The sequence below is a fragment of the Cohnella xylanilytica genome (genome assembly GCF_014212175.1).
Lineage (GTDB): Bacteria > Bacillota > Bacilli > Paenibacillales > Paenibacillaceae > Cohnella > Cohnella xylanilytica.
In genome coordinates this window covers 23,552-38,968 of record NZ_JACJVR010000130.1, presented here as the reverse complement: position 1 = coordinate 38,968, position 15,417 = coordinate 23,552, and the positions used below count along the sequence as shown (strand labels likewise).

Below are 15,417 nucleotides of genomic sequence, written 5' to 3'. Positions count from 1 at the left end.
CCGCCGGGTGCTCGAACGGCGGGGTATCGCCGGACCTCCATCCTTTCCCGTATATCTTCGGTCTATATCTTTCGATAGTCGCCCTCTGCCATCCCGAAGAAGTAGGATGATGGTATCCGCAACGGGAGAAGGAGTGGAAGGGATGGAAGAGATGAATGAGATGGACGGAAGGGGCGGAACGGAAGGAATTCGTTCGGATTACGACGTGGTCATCGTAGGCGCCCGCGTGGCGGGCGCTTCTTTGGCTTGGGAGCTGGGACGTGCGGGGTACCGCGTTCTGCTGGCCGACAAGAGCCGGTTCCCGAGCGACGTCTTGTCGACCCACAACTTTTTCAACAATTCGGTGGGGATGTTGCGGGAGATGGGCGTGCTGGACCGGCTGCTCGCGACGGGGACGCCGACGTACCGGCGGGCGTACCTGAGGCTGGAGGACGCGGAGATCGACGGCTTCTTCCCCGAGGCGAACGGGGAGACCGAATGCCTGTGCGTTCGGCGGACGCATCTCGACCGCATTCTGTTCGAGCATGCCGCTTCGCTGCCCGGCGTCGACGCGAGGCCGAACTTCCGAATCACGGGTCTGCTGCGGAGCGGGGGGGCCGTCGCGGGCGTGGAAGGAACCGATTCGGAAGGGAAGCCCGTGCGGATCCCGGCTCGGCTCGTCGTCGGCGCGGACGGCCGCCGCTCGATCGTGCGGGAACTGGCGGGAAGCCGGCGGATCGTCTCCGTGCCGACCGACTTCGCTTCCTACGTCGGCTACTTCGAAGGCTTCCGGCAGGAGGGGGAACGCTGCACCGAGTTTTATCGGATCGGGGAGACGCTCGCCATCGCGTTCCCGACGAGCGACGATCTTCACGTGATCGGACTGATGTTCCCGCTCGAATGGAAGGATGCGCTCGCCCGGATGAAGGAGAACCCGGAAGCGGGGTTCCGCGAATTCGTCGCCCGAGGACTCGGCGCGACGTCGTTCCCCAGCCGATTGAAGGAAGCCAAGCGGTCCGGTCCGATCCGCGGCTTGCTCGGCTATGACAACGACTGGCACGAAGCGATGGGCCCGGGCTGGGCGCTCGCCGGAGACGCGTTGTCGTTCAAGGATCCCGCCGTCGGGCAGGGAATGCACGACGCCCTCCTCGGAGCGAGGCTGCTGCGGCGAATTCTCTCCTCCGAGCCGGATTGGGAGAGCCGGTGGGACGACATGGCTCGCCGGTACGAGCAGGAGCTGAACGACCATTTTATGCCGTTATTCCGGATGGCCTGCGGCATGACCCGCAACGTCCCTCTCCGTCCCGAACAGGCGGCCGTCAATCGGCTGATCGGCCGTCATCCGGAAGCGACGTCCGCCTTTCTCGGGCTGTACAATCATTCAAGGACGCCGGAAGAGCTGGAGAGGATCGTCGGCGGCCTTCTGCGGCAAGCGCCGCAGATCGATTCGGGAGAGGGATAGTCGACCTTCGGACCGGTCCTGCGATAGAGCGGGGCCGGTTCTCTGTTTTACGGGAGCGGATCGGACAAGGCGAATAGGGGTTCGATTATCGCGGAAATGGAAGGAAATTCGGAACAAAACGAAGCGCGCGTTGTCTAATGGGTAGAGGTGAGGGGCTTGGAGTATTTGAAAGGCATCCGGATTACGGACGACAACGTCCGCTGGATCGTCGAAGACTTGATGGAAGCCTACTCCGGCGACGTCTGGAACTACGTCTTCTTGCTCACGCGCGATCGCGAAGCCGCCGACGATCTGACGCAGGAGGTGTTCCTGAGCGCTCTGCGCGGTCTCCGCCGGTTCGAGGGGAGAAGCGCTCCGAAGACGTGGCTGCTGGCGATCGCCCGGAACGCGTCGCTCAATTGGCGGAAGTCCTCGTTCGTCCGGCGCGTCCGTCTCGTCGGCTTCGTCCGCCCGAGCTCGAGCCAGCGGTCGGCCGAGCAGGAAGCGCTCGAGAAGATGGGGATCCGCGCGATCTGGCGTTCCGTGATGAAGCTGCCCGTCAAGCAGCGGGAGGTGCTCCTGCTCGACGCGCATCACGGCTTGTCTTACTCGGAGATCGCCCGCGTGTTGAACGTCTCGGAAGGCACGGTCAAGTCCCGGCTGCATCGCGCCCGCGCTCGCATGGAGATTCTGCTGATGGAAGAAGGTGCCGATTCATGAACGACAAGATGAAGGCCAGACCCGGCTGGTACGCCGGGCTGACCGAGACGCCGTTCGAGTCGCCGGCTTGGACGGAGGAGAAGAAGGAGGCTCTGCGCACGGCTCTGCGCTCCGGCCCGGAGTCCGGCTTCGCTCGCCCCCGCCTGAAGAAGCGCGCCGCCGTCGCCGCCGCCGCGCTGCTGCTCGTTCTCGTCGCCGCGGCTTCGCTAGGAATCCCGAGTTCCGGCGCGCCGGGGATCGCGGGTCCCGCCGGGGACGAATCGTGGCTCCCCCGGTCGCAATACGAAGTCGGCGGCGTCGTGCAATGGGAAGTGTTCCCCGGAGGCGATCTCGTCGCCGGCAAGCCGGCCGGGGCCGGGTGGATGATTCGCAAGCCGCTGGCGGAACTGATGGGACACAAGGCGAGAATCGTGGCCACCCACCGACAGACGGGGCTGACGCTCGTGGAGCTGCCGGAGACGACGATCGACGAGACGACAGCCGTCGAATTCGATCGCCATTTGTCTTCCGCGTTCGGAGCGGTCGACCAGACGAGGCTCGCAACAGACCTGGCCTTGCCCCTTGGAGGCGAATGGAAGTTCCAGCTGTCGCTCGACGGAGAGCCGCAGGGGGATGTCGTGCTGAACGTACCGGAAGCGGCAGACTCGTGGAAGCCCAGCGGTTCGTTCGTCTCGGGTCCCTTCGAGATGACGGGCGTGAAGGACAAACTCGCCTTTATCCACCCCGGCTTCGTCGCGGGCAAGGGGAACAAGTACATGTGGCATTTCTGGGGGACGGACGAGGAGATCGGCGGCGACTTCCAAGTGTTCGGAGTCAAGCGGGGGAGCGGCGAGCTCGTCAAGGTGTTCGAAGGCCAGGTGCGTCCTTCCCCCCATAACGGAGCGGACGCCGCCATTCCGAGCAGCATGATGCTGCCCTCCGCCGGCGCCTGGAAGCTCGTCGTCACGATCAATGAACGGTGGTTCGGAACGGTGGTCGTCGAGGTCCGGGAGCCGACGGAACAGGAAGCAGCCGAGGCCGCGCGCCAAAATCAGTCCAATGAATAGAGGAGCAAGGGATCGCTATCTCCTCGGATCAAGCGAGTGCCGGCTTCGTACAGGTTCGGCGGGTATTCCGCGATCCGGCGGCATAGGTAAAGGAACCGTTCGTCGCCGTAGGTGACGTAGATGCGGACGGGAACCCCTTCGTTCTTCAGCCGCGCGGCGAGATCGGGACGCTCGCCGTCCCGGTACAGCTTCATGGCGGCCATCGGCATCCTCCTTCGTCGAAGCGTTATCGCAGTTCCCATCTTCCCCGTCGCGGCCGCGAAGTTGCAAGCTTAGGCCGCGACTTTTGTGGGTATAGGTATTGGCTATAGCTGGATATAGTTTATTCGAGTTACGTAATAACCGTTGCTCCATGATATCTTGGCAGTAATGGCGGGTTCGGCCGCCGAACATCGAAGCATGGAACAAGGGAGAGGAAGCAGATGATTCGAAGCAGCGCGTTAGGTTATCCGCGAATCGGCGATAACCGGGAATGGAAGAAGGCGATCGAAGCGTTCTGGGCGGGGAAGCTCGGAGAGGACGATCTTCACGCGGAGCTGAAGGCCATACGGCTCGGCCGCTTAAGGAAGCAGAAGGAGCTGGGGATCGACCTTATTCCGGTTCACGACTTCAGCTATTACGACCACGTTCTCGACACGGCCGCGATGTTCGGCCTCGTGCCGCCTCGGTTCCGCTATGGCGGAGGACCCGTTCCCCTGTCGGTCTACTACGCGATGGCTCGCGGCTCGAAGGACGCGGCCGCCTGCGAGATGACGAAGTGGTTCGACACCAACTACCACTACATCGTCCCCGAGCTGAACGGAACGAATCCCGCTCTGACGTTCAACGGCCCCTTGCGAGCGTACCGGGAAGCGAAGGAGGAGCTCGGCATCGAAGGGAAGCCGGTTATCCTCGGTCCGGTTACGTTCCTGAAGCTGTCCAAGGGCTATCCGCCCGAGCAGGCCGACTCCTGGCTGGAGAAGCTGCTGCCCTTGTACCTAAGGGTGTTCCGGGAGCTGGCGGACGAAGGGGCGGCCTGGGTGCAGGTCGACGAGCCGATCGTCGCGGCCGAACTGTCCGAGGAGGATATGCGGCGCCTCGAGTTCGCGTACGGGGAGATCGCGAAGGCGGTTCCCGAGCTGAACGTCATGCTGCAGACGTACTTCGAATCGGCGGATCGCTACGACCGCATCGCCGAGCTTCCCGTCCGCGGCATCGGACTGGATCTGGCTCGCGGCCTCGCCGGCAACCTGGCTTCGCTCGAAGCGCACGGCTTCCCGGGGGATAAGATCCTCGGCGCCGGAATCGTCGACGGCCGCGGCGTGTGGAGAGCCGACCTGCGGGAGAAGCGGGCGCTTCTCGACCGGCTGCGCGGGTTCGTTCCGGACGACAGGCTTATTGTGCAAACGTCCTGCAGCCTGCTGCACGTGCCGGTGTCGAAGGCAAGAGAGGATCGGCTGCCTCCGGCCTTGAAGGAGGCGCTGTCGTTCGCCGACGAGAAGCTCGCGGAGGCCGTCTGGCTGGCGAGAACCGCGCGCCTCGGAGAAGGCGAGCCGGCGGAGGAGCTGGCTGGCTGCGATTCCGCTCTCCGGGCGATGGCGGACAGTCCGGCCCGGCAGCGGCGGGACGTGCGGGAGGCGGTCGAAGAGCTGCGCGCGGCTTCGCCGGCTCGCTCGAAGCCGTTCGCGGAGCGGCGTGCCGTCCAGGAGGAGAAGTGGCGGCTTCCGCTCTTCCCGACGACGACGATCGGCAGCTTCCCGCAGACGGCGGAGGTGCGGAAGGCTCGCGAGCTGTGGCGCAAGGGAGAATGGACGGAAGAGAGGTACGAGGAATTCATTCGCGGCCGTATCGAAGAATGGATCGGTCTGCAGGAGAAGATCGGCCTCGACGTGCTCGTTCACGGCGAATTCGAACGGACGGACATGGTCGAGTTCTTCGGAGAGAAGCTGGACGGCTTCGCCTTCACCCGGTACGGATGGGTGCAGTCGTACGGTTCCCGCTGCGTCAAGCCTCCAATCATCTACGGCGACGTCGCATTCCGGGAGCCGATGACCGTGAAGGAGACGGCCTATGCGCAATCGCTCACGACCCGGCCGGTCAAGGGAATGCTGACGGGGCCCATCACGATTCTCAACTGGTCGTTCGTTCGGGACGATCTCCCGCGGGAGGAAGTCGCCTATCAGCTGGCTTACGCGCTGCGCCGGGAAGTCGAAGCGCTGGAGAAGGCGGGAATCGGCATGATCCAGGTCGACGAGCCCGCCGTCCGCGAGGGGCTGCCTCTGAAGGCGTCTCAGCGCCAAGCTTATCTGGATTGGGCGGTACGGGCGTTCCGCATGGCCACCTGCGCCGTGAAGGATACGACGCAGATCCACACCCATATGTGCTATTGCGAGTTCCAGGACATGATCGGATCGATCGAAGCGATGGACGCGGACGTGATCTCGATCGAGTCGTCCCGCAGCCACGGCGAGCTTCTCGACTCCTTCGAGAGGGAGACGTACCCGCTCGGCATCGGCCTCGGCGTCTATGACATTCACAGTCCTCGCGTCCCGGCGGCGGAGGAGATGGAGGCGACGATCCACCGCGCGCTGCGCGTCCTGGATCCGAAGCTGTTCTGGATCAACCCGGATTGCGGGCTGAAGACGCGAGGGCGAGAGGAGACGGAGGCCGCGCTCGGGCACATGGTGAAGGCCGCCCGCTCGGCTCGCGCGAAGTACGGATCTTCGACGCGAAGAAGGATTCCCGAACCGGGCGGGGAAAACATAGTCTGACGGACTTGCGTTCGACGTCCGGCAAGGAGGGAGAAGGATGCAGCTTTTTTTCCGCTATAACCGGATCGTCAGAGAGCAGTGGTACCGATGGTGCGAGGAGGTTCCGCCGGAAGAGCTGCTGCGCGAGAGAACGGGCGGCGTCGGGAGCATCCTGCGGACTCTGTTCCATGTCGTCGACGTGGAATGGAGCTGGATTCGCGTACTTCAAGGGAAGCCGGATTTCGAGGAGAGCTTCGAAGATTACGCCTCCCTGGAGAAGGTGCGGGAGTTGGACCGGCTCTTCCGTCCCGACGTCGAAGACTTCGTGAGCCGTTGGGAGGACTCGATGGAGACGAGAGTTCTGTACAACGATACGCCGGACGGCAAGGTCGAGAAGCATGCGTGGGGAGAAGTAATGCGCCACGTCATCGCCCATGAGATCCATCACATGGGGCAGCTGTCGGTCTGGTCCCGAGAACTGGGCCGAGCGCCCGTCTCCGCCAACGCGATCCGCAAAGGCTTGATCGAGCCGGCGGAGCCCCCGCGTTCATAAGTCCCTCTCCCGGCCGGTCCTTCGCTTGAAGGAGCGGCCGGCTGCGTTCCGCAGGGCAATCGGCCGTCTTCAACGCCGGGGGAAGCGGGACGGCGGAAGGAATCGGGGCCGAGATCGCCAATATAAATAGAAGACGCACGAATAGGGAGGAGAAACCAAGTGAAAGCGATTATTTTCGACCTCGACGGGACTCTCGGCAACACGCTTCCGCTCTGCATCGCCGCGTTCAAGAAGTCGATCGAGCCGCTCGCCGGACGCGTTCTTAGCGACGAAGAGATCGTCGCCACGTTCGGTCCGTCCGAGGAAGGGACGATCTCCGCGCTCATCCCGGAGCATTACGATCGCGGGGTCGAAGATTATCTCGCCCATTATCGCGAGCTTCACGGCATGTGCCCCGCTCCGTTCGACGGGATCGTGGACGTTCTGGAGCATCTGCGAAGCCGGGGAGTCCGCATCGCCCTGGTGACGGGCAAGGGGGGGCGCAGCGCCGATATTACGCTCGAGGCGTTCGGGCTCGGACGCTATTTCGAGGCGGTCGAGACGGGGTCGCCTCTCGGACCGCGCAAGGTGGAAGGAATCGCGGGCGTTCTGGAGAAGCTCGGGGTCTCGCCCGAAGCGACGGTCTACGTCGGGGACTCCCCGAGCGACGTCACGGCCTCGCGCGAAGCCGGGGTCCAGGTCGTCGCCGCGGCATGGGCCGAGACGGCCGAACCCGAGAAGCTGTCGACGATGAAGCCCGACGCCATGTGCCGGACGATCGAGGAATTCGCGCAATACGCGAGGTCCGTCTGGCCTTGATTCGAAGCCGGTGATTCAACATCGCCGAATTCGGGTTAATTGTTGTGTCAATACCTGCAACCCGGCGCATGGGAGAGGGTTCGCTCCAACGCAGATGCCGGCAGCCAGTGAACGGGGGCCCCGCAATAATGGAGAACACGCAGCTCCAGCCGAATACTCTTTTCGAACACTTGTTTAACCATACGCCCATCGGAATCGTGATGCTATCGCTCGATCGAAGGTGGATCCGAGTCAATCCGGCGGCTTGCCGCATCTTCGGCTACGACCGGAACGAGCTTCTGTCGATGAGACAGGAGGATCTCGCTTACCCGGACCCGCAGAACCCCCTGGACGCTTCCTTCCAAGCCCTTGTCGATGGGAGAATTTCCGAATTCACCCAGGAGAAGCGCTACAGGCACAAGAACGGCAGCGTCATCTGGACGTCCACTCACGTCTCTATTATCCGGGACGAGCTCGATTCCAGTCCGAAGCACTTCATCGCTCAGATCATCGACATTTCGGCGAACAAGCTCGCCGAGCAGAAGCTGATCGAGACGGTCGAACGGTATACGTCCCTGAAGAAATACAATCACGACGCCATCATCTCGTTCGATCTGCAGGGGAAGATCATGAACGCGAACGTCATGGCCGAGAAGCTGCTCGGAAGGCGCGTCGCCGACATGATCGGCACGCCGATCGCCGATATCATCGGAGAGTACCACGTGGGACGCATCCTGGCCGACAACGAGCAGTACGCGCAGATCGAAGGAGAGATCGACAGCGTCCCCCATGTCGACGGACATACGGTGGAAGTGCTCGTCACGATCGCCCCCATCATCGTCAACCAGAAGAACATCGGGTTCTATCTGCTGATCAAGGACATCACCGAGCAGAAGAAGCTGTTGATCGAGAAGGAAGCCGCGGTACGCACGAACGAGGTCAAGAGCGAATTCCTCGCGATGATGAGCCACGAGATCCGCACTCCGATGAACGGCGTCATCGGCATGACGGACTTGCTGCTGGATACGGAACTGGATTCCGAGCAGAGGGAGTATGTGTCGATTATCAAGAAAAGCGGAGATACGCTGCTCGCCATCATCAACGACATTCTGGACTTCTCCAAGGTCGAATCCGGCAACGCGGAGCTGATCGAAGAGCCGTTCAGCCTAAGCGGCGCGATCGCGGAGACGCTCGACACGCTGATGCCGAAGGCTCTCGAGAAGAACCTGCGCCTTAACGTGTCGATCCGGCCCGGCATTCCGCAGACGCTGTTCGGGGATTCGCTCAAGTTGAAGCAAATTCTGATGAACCTGACCAGCAACGCCATCAAGTTCACGCCGGAGGGCTCCATCTCGATCACGGTCGACGAGGCCGAGCCGGAAGGGGACAGGGTCCGGCTGCACTTCGCGGTACGGGATACGGGAATCGGCATTCCGGAGGACAAGGTCGAGAAGCTGTTCGAGCCGTTCTATCAAGTGGATCACTTCATGGCGCGGAGGGCGGAAGGAACGGGATTGGGGCTGGCGATTACGAAGAAGCTGATTCAGCTTATGGACGGCGAGATCCGCTGCGAGCCGAACGAAGGGGGCGGGACGGTCTTCCGCTTCCACGTTCGGCTTCGGCCCGAGGACCATCGGGAGACCGAGCCGTGCGAACCCGAAGCCGCTCCTTCCGGGCTTACGGGCGATTCTCTTCGGATCCTGGTCGCCGAGGATAACGACGTGAACCGCAGGGTGCTCGTCCGAATGGTGGAGAAGCTGGGCTTCCGCCCGGTCGCCGTTCGCAACGGCGCCGAAGTGCTGGAACAGGTCGGCCGAAGCCGATTCGACATCGTCTTCATGGACATCCAGATGCCGGTCATGAACGGACTCGAGGCGACGAGGCATATTCTGCGGTCGACGAGGCCCGAGGAACGGCCGTACATCGTGGCCGTGACCGCCAACGCGCTGGTCGGGGACCGGGAGCGGTACATGGAAGCGGGGATGAACGAATATATCAGCAAGCCGCTGCAGAGCGCGATCGTCTCCGAGATTATCCGGAGATGCCAGGCTGCGAGGAACCCGAATCCGTAGAATCGGCTTCGGGCGCGGGGGAATGGGATCTGCGGTATTCGCCGAGCGTAGTTCCCATTCGCTTCCGGAACAGGCGGCTTAGCGTCTTCCATTGCTCCAAGCCAACCCTCGGAGGAAGGTCCTTGATCGGGATCCGGGTGTCCCGCAGGAGCCGGCAGCAGGCTTCCGTCCGGATCTCCTCGAGGGCGGAGCGGAACGAGGTTCCCATGCGCCGCGCGAACAGGCGGCTCAGCTGGCGCGGACCGATTCCGGCCGCGGCGGCGGCGTCGGCCAGCGTGACGCGCTCGGCGTAATGCCGCTTCATATAGGCAAGCGCGAGAGACAGCGGGCTTCCCGGCCAAGGCCGGCGAACGGGCGATTGCGAATCGTCCGGGTCGCCGGCCTTGGCCGTTCGTTCCCGCGAACCCCGGTAGACGGCGGACAGCAGCTCCATCGCGCTCGCCCACAAGGACAGGGAGTCCGGTTCGAGGGAATGGCGGGAGTAGGCTTCCTTCAACCGGAGGAACGTTCGGCGAAGGTCTCCGCCGTCGTCGCGCAGCCGCAGCCAGCCCGATTCCGCGACGGCGTTCCCGAAGTCGCCGCCGTCTCCGACGAGCCAACGGGCGAAGTTCGCCGCTTCGCGATCGGCGAGGAATTCGGCCAGCCTCCGCATGGCCGAACGGCGGATGAGGCAATTGAACACCTTCAGCCGATTCCGCTTGGCGTCCCGGGACGGATCCCCGGACGGGCGGAACACGTGGCGGGTTCCGACGGGAAGGGCGAACAGGTCGCCGGATCGGACCTGCAGAGGCTCGCCGTTCAAATAATGCAGGCCGTTGCCCTCCGCGACGAGAACGATCTCGACGAAGTTGTGGACGTGCTCCAGCAGCCAGAGGTTCTCCTCGGCTTCGACGACGGCGATGTCGGGATGTACGGGGAAGTAGAGCTCTTCTTCGTATCGCAGCAGCACGCGTTCCACGGGCATATCGATCGGCCTCCGGATGTCTCGATTAGGGCGATGAATGTCCTGAACCGGGATATTCCCGCCGCACCTCCCATTCTACAATGAGGGTGAGAACGTTGTCATCCGACGTAACCGGGAGGTTCGCGACCATGGAGAGAAGCAAACGAACGCCTTGGCAGGCGAGATGGATCTGGGGAGGAGACGAAGAGAGCCCGCGGAACGAATGGCGATGGTTCCGCCATTCGTTCTTCTGCCCGGAGGATATGGAGGCGGACGCGGAAGCGGTTCTGTGGCTGACGGCGGATTCGCGGTACGAGGCGTACGTGAACGGAACGAGAATCGGCCGGGGGCCGGTTCGGGGATACCCGACCGACCTCTTCTACGACGGGTACGACGTCGGCTCGCTTCTCCGCCGCGGGGAGACGAACACGATCGCGATCCAGGTCCTGCATTTCGGCATCTCGAACTTCTATTATTTGCGGGGACGCGGCGGGCTGCTGGCCGAGCTCGCCGTCGCCTCAGGCGACGGGGAGACGATTCTGGCGGCGACCGGCGCCGAGTGGCGAACGGCCAGGAACCCGGCGCAGGATCCCGCGGTCTCGCGCATGTCGTGCCAGCAGGCGTTCGCGGAACGGATCGACGCCCGCCGGTTCGACGGCGATTGGACGTCGCCGGATTACGGGGACGACGGGTGGGAGGACGCCCGGGAGATCGGGGAGGCCGGCATGGAGCCGTGGGTTCGCCTTCAGCCGAGGGACATTCCTTACTTGACCGAAGAGCCGGTCGTCCCGGCGAGAGTCGGTTCGCTTCGGAGGGTCGTTCCGTATGCGCTCTCGGCGTTCATCGACACGTACGCGCTGATGAAGAACCCGGGCGAAGAGAACGCGAATCCGATCGGCTATGCCAGCGCGATCGCGACGGTGCTCCGTCTCGCGGAAGAGGCGGAAGTGAGCGTCCTGCTGAACGTGCCGGGATTCGGAGGCGGAAGCTTCCCGAAGGTACTCCGGCTCGGCCAACGTCTCGTGCCGTCCGACCGGTGGTCCGTCGAGCCGCCGCTCGTTCGATGCCGGGCGAAGCTGCCGGCCGGCGATCACTTGTTGCTCTACGCCGACTTCGGGCCGGATCATGGGCATATGCACCGAATCGCCGTCGACTGCGACCGCAAGATCGAATGGCTGTCGCCGATTCAGGCCGAGCGGCCGGGCGGGCCCGGAGGAGCGTCGCCGTTCGCGCTGATCGGGCCGACCTTCGCGTATACGATGGTCGACTATGTCGATCAATCGGCGCTCCAGCAGCGGTGGGAAGAGGAAGCGGCCAAGCTGGCGAATGCTCTCGCGCCGCTGTCGGCCATCGAAGAGATCGTGCAGGCCGGGTTCCCGGTCCGGGCGATACCGTACACGCACGCCAACGATCTCGACGCGTTCGCGCCGCAGTTCGCGATCCGGGAGGCCGAAGCCTATGCGGTGCCGGAGTCGCTGCAGAGGGCGGCGACCGCCTCCGCCGATCCGGGGATCGTGCCTGTGTTCAAGAACGGGGACACGGAATTCATGCTCGACTTCGGCAAGGAATGGAGCGGATATCTGTCGTTCGAGCTGGAAGCCGAAGCCGGCGTCGCGACGGATTGGTACGGAGTCGAGTACCGCAAGGGCGAATACGTTCAGCATACGTTCGGCCTGGACAACACGCTGCGCTATATTACGCGCGCAGGCGTTCAGAGCTACACGTCTCCCGTGCGCAGAGGGTTCCGGTATTTGTACGTCACCGTCCGGGGAGCCTCTTCCCCCGTCAAGATCCGCGCCGTCCGCGTGCTGCAGAGCAACTATCCGGCCCCGGAAGCCGGATCGTTCCAGTGCTCCGACGAACGGCTGAACCGGATCTGGGACATCAGCCGGCATACGACCCGGCTGTGCATGGAGGATACGTTCGTCGATTGTCCGGCCTACGAGCAGACGTTCTGGGTCGGCGACAGCCGCAACGAGGCGCTCGTCAACTATTACGCGTTCGGCGGAGCCGATATCGTCAAGAGATGCCTCCGCCTCGTGCCCGGTTCCTCGTTCCAGACGCCGCTCTACGTCGACCAAGTGCCGAGCGCCTGGACGAGCGTCATCCCGAACTGGACGTTCTTCTGGGTCGTCGCTTGCCGGGAATTCGCGGAGCACGCGGACGACCGGGCCTTCGCCGCCGAGATGCTGCCGCGCATCCTGAATACGCTCAAAGCTTATCTGGAGCACATCGATGGCGACGGACTGCTGAACATGAGAGGGTGGAACCTGCTCGATTGGGCTCCGATCGACCAGCCCGGCGAGGGCGTCGTCACCCACCAGAACGCGATGCTGGTCAAGGCGCTGCGGGATGCCGCCGCCCTGGCGGCATTCGCCGGAACGCCGGACGAGGCGGCATGGTGCGCGGAGGCCTCCGACCGTCTGGCGGCCGCGATCAACGCGCGCTTGTGGAGCGAAGAGCGGGGCGCGTACCTCGATTGCATCCATGCCGACGGGCGCCGCTCGGACATCTTCAGCATGCAGACCCAGGTCATGGCTCTGCTGTCCGGGGTGGCCGAGGGCGACAGGCTGGATAGGCTGACGGGTTATTTGACGGCGGCTCCCGAAGGCTTCGTGCAGATCGGAAGTCCGTTTATGTCGTTCTTCTATTACGAGGCGCTGATGAGAAGCCGGGAGCCGTCGGCGATGAGAACGATGCTGGACGACATCCGGAGGAACTACGGCTTCATGATCGAGAACGGCGCGACGACGTGCTGGGAGATGTACGGCCATACGACGGTGAACCGGGCGAACGAGAACGACTTGACGCGAAGCCATTGCCACGCCTGGTCGGCGGCGCCCGGCTACTTCCTCGGGGCGTACGCGCTCGGCGTTCGAGCGGCGGCGCCCGGGTGGAAGAAGGCGATCGTAGAGCCGCTCCCCGCCGATCTGGCGTGGGCGCGGGGCGCGGTTCCTCTGCCGGGAGGGGGGACGATCGAGTGCGAGTGGACCGCCGACGCGGGCCGGGTCGTCTCGCTCTCGGTCGTCGCGCCCGAGGACGTGGAGCTGGACGTTCGGGTGCCGGCCGGTGGCGAAGTTCGAATTCGCCGGCTCAAGCGGCTGCCGGTGGAATAACGTGCCTCGGCGCGGGGGATAAGCCCTTATTGGTCGCCTCTTCAGGTCTTCATGGACCTGGGGAGGCGGCTTTTATTTGGGGGACGTTCAGCTTCTTCCGCCGAAGCTACGGCCTGCGGCCGTCTCGAAAAATCTGCCCTCGGGCTCAGGATTGCCGCATGTCGGCGCCGGCTGAGATGGGATATAGTTAGATTACGTCAGCACGAATACGCGAAAGGGTGGGGAAACGATGCCGACGCGGCTCGAACCGGCCGGCCGAAGCCGGTCCTGGATCCGGAACCGAATCTACTCCGTCTCGTTCAAAAGAAGGATTTGGTTCGCGTTCGTCCTCCTCGTCACGCTCGGAATTACCGCCGCGGGCAGTCTCGCCTATCTGATCGCGGCGAAGGAGATTCAGAGAAGCGCTCTGCGCTCGAGCCAGGATACCGTGAACCAGTCGGCGCAGATCGTCAACGAACGGCTCAAGAACATCGGCGTCGCGATCCGGGCCCTCATGTTCAATTCCTCGTTCAAAAGCGTCCTGTTCGACGTCCAGAACGGAGACCGCTCCAATTATTACCGGACATGGACGAATCTGCAATCGGTGTTCTCCCAAGTGAAGTTCAACGACTCGATGATCGACAGCATCCTGATCGCCACTCCGATCGGGGACTTCTACCCGACGTCGAATACGCGGGATCCGGCCTCCTCCTTCTACGATTCCGAGATGTACGCCCGCTACAAGGAGCTCGGACACGGCTTCTGGACGGAAGGCCATGCCGATCCGTTCTTCAAGGACAAGCAGAACGTTCTCTCGCTCGTCGTCGAAGGGGTGTACGACAGCGTCGAGATGCCGCGCTCTTCCGACGTCTACGTCGTCGTGAACGTGAAGGAAGACGACCTGCTGGACTTGTTCATGGACAACCTGTCGGCCGCGGACACAAGGTACTATTGGATCGACTCGACGGGCCAAGAAGTCCTCGGGCGAGGAGACGATGAGGGCCCCGCGTTGACGGCGGCCCCCGGCTTCGTCTCCCGGCTTGCGGAGGATTCGACCGGCGCCTTCTTCTACGAGGACGGAGGGGAAGACGTCCTGGTGAATTACGCACGGCTCGGCGTCAAGGACGACTGGATGATCGTCGGCGTCCAATCCCGCGAGGTCCTTCTATCGAAGCTGAACGGCATCCAGAAAGCGACGACTCTTGTCATCGCGGGATTCGTCCTGCTCTCGCTGTTCATCTCCAACCGCCTGACCTACTGGCTGCTCCGGCCGCTGCGCCGACTTCAGCAGCTGATGAAGCGGGTGGAGGACAACGACTTGTCCGTCCGGTTCGAGAGTCCGTACCGGGACGAAGTGTCGCAAGTCGGGTTCCGCTTCAACCGGATGCTCGACGAGATCAACCAACTCATCTCGGACGTGAAGGAACGGGAGGGGGAGAAGCGAAGAGCCGAAGTCCAGGCTCTATCGGCTCAGATCTCTCCGCATTTTTTCTACAATACTCTCAACACGATCTATTGCAAGTCGGTGCTGGGCGAGAACGAGGACGCCAGCCGGATGATCCTGGCGCTGTCGCAGATGTTCCAGCTGAGCTTAAGCGGCGGCCGGGACCTCATTCCGCTCCGCGACGAATTGGATCACGTCCGCCAATACGTCGCGATTCAGCAGACGTCTTACGAGAGCCTGTTCGAATGCTCGATCGACGCCGATCCCGAAGCCCTCGACTGGCACGTGCCGAAGCTCATCCTCCAACCCCTCGTGGAGAACAGCATCCAGCACGGATTCCAGGACCGGACAAGCGGGGGAATCGTTCGAATCGCGGCGAGACGGACCGATGAAGGGCTCCGCTTGACGGTGGAGGACAACGGAGCCGGGCTCGATCCGGACAAGGCGAAGAGCGGTCTTGCGACCCCGCCGGCCGGGCGCAAGGGCTACGCGCTGCGGAACATCTACCGTCGGATGCAGCTCTATTACGGGGACGGCATGGGAATGGACATCGCGAACAACGAGAGCGGAGGAGCCCGGATCGAGCTCCGGCTCCCCCGCATGCCGGAAGGAGGATAA

General features: G+C 63.3%; 11 protein-coding genes. 9 read left to right on the top strand and 2 right to left on the bottom strand.

What is annotated here, in order from left to right; all coding sequences use genetic code 11:
• Positions 1 to 142: 142 nt before the first annotated feature.
• The 3 genes from H7B90_RS29680 to H7B90_RS29670 all read left to right on the top strand — a co-directional run bounded on the left by H7B90_RS29680 (position 143) and on the right by H7B90_RS29670 (position 3,186).
• A complete protein-coding gene (locus H7B90_RS29680) occupies positions 143 to 1,441 on the top strand; it encodes an NAD(P)/FAD-dependent oxidoreductase (protein WP_246578551.1) in 1,299 nt (432 codons plus the stop codon).
• Between the two features lie 156 nt (positions 1,442 to 1,597).
• Positions 1,598 to 2,140, top strand: a complete 543-nt coding sequence (locus tag H7B90_RS29675; RefSeq protein ID WP_246578552.1) for an RNA polymerase sigma factor — start codon at positions 1,598 to 1,600, stop codon at positions 2,138 to 2,140.
• The gene (locus tag H7B90_RS29670; protein ID WP_185139516.1) at positions 2,137 to 3,186 is read left to right on the top strand and encodes a DUF4871 domain-containing protein; all 1,050 of its coding nucleotides are present in this window, start codon (positions 2,137 to 2,139) and stop codon (positions 3,184 to 3,186) included. Before H7B90_RS29675 ends, H7B90_RS29670 begins: the two co-directional genes overlap by 4 nt.
• Here the strand turns inward: H7B90_RS29670 and H7B90_RS29665 are convergent.
• A complete protein-coding gene (locus H7B90_RS29665) occupies positions 3,171 to 3,389 on the bottom strand; it encodes a hypothetical protein (RefSeq protein WP_185139515.1) in 219 nt (72 codons plus the stop codon). The genes H7B90_RS29670 and H7B90_RS29665 overlap by 16 nt on opposite strands.
• Before the next feature lie 219 nt (positions 3,390 to 3,608).
• Between H7B90_RS29665 and metE the strand changes: the two genes are divergently transcribed.
• From metE to H7B90_RS29645, 4 genes are all read left to right on the top strand, one after another.
• On the top strand, positions 3,609 to 5,936 hold the full coding sequence (metE, locus tag H7B90_RS29660; protein WP_185139514.1) for a 5-methyltetrahydropteroyltriglutamate--homocysteine S-methyltransferase: 2,328 nt from the start codon (positions 3,609 to 3,611) through the stop codon (positions 5,934 to 5,936).
• Positions 5,937 to 5,973: 37 nt separating this feature from the next.
• Positions 5,974 to 6,468: a DinB family protein gene (locus H7B90_RS29655; protein WP_185139513.1), complete on the top strand. Its 495-nt coding sequence runs from the start codon at positions 5,974 to 5,976 to the stop codon at positions 6,466 to 6,468.
• A gap of 159 nt (positions 6,469 to 6,627) precedes the next feature.
• Entirely contained in the window at positions 6,628 to 7,266 is a 639-nt protein-coding gene (locus H7B90_RS29650) for an HAD family hydrolase (protein ID WP_311772836.1), read from the top strand.
• Positions 7,267 to 7,394: 128 nt separating this feature from the next.
• A complete protein-coding gene (locus H7B90_RS29645) occupies positions 7,395 to 9,317 on the top strand; it encodes a PAS domain S-box protein (RefSeq protein ID WP_185139512.1) in 1,923 nt (640 codons plus the stop codon).
• On the opposite strand, the gene H7B90_RS29640 is transcribed toward H7B90_RS29645, so the two are convergent.
• Positions 9,277 to 10,281, bottom strand: coding sequence for an AraC family transcriptional regulator (locus tag H7B90_RS29640; protein ID WP_185139511.1), 1,005 nt, complete (start codon positions 10,279 to 10,281; stop codon positions 9,277 to 9,279). The genes H7B90_RS29645 and H7B90_RS29640 overlap by 41 nt on opposite strands.
• Before the next feature lie 128 nt (positions 10,282 to 10,409).
• Between H7B90_RS29640 and H7B90_RS29635 the strand changes: the two genes are divergently transcribed.
• Both H7B90_RS29635 and H7B90_RS29630 read left to right on the top strand, forming a co-directional pair.
• The gene (locus H7B90_RS29635; protein ID WP_185139510.1) at positions 10,410 to 13,376 is read left to right on the top strand and encodes a family 78 glycoside hydrolase catalytic domain; all 2,967 of its coding nucleotides are present in this window, start codon (positions 10,410 to 10,412) and stop codon (positions 13,374 to 13,376) included.
• Positions 13,377 to 13,605: 229 nt separating this feature from the next.
• Positions 13,606 to 15,417: a sensor histidine kinase gene (locus H7B90_RS29630; RefSeq protein ID WP_185139509.1), complete on the top strand. Its 1,812-nt coding sequence runs from the start codon at positions 13,606 to 13,608 to the stop codon at positions 15,415 to 15,417.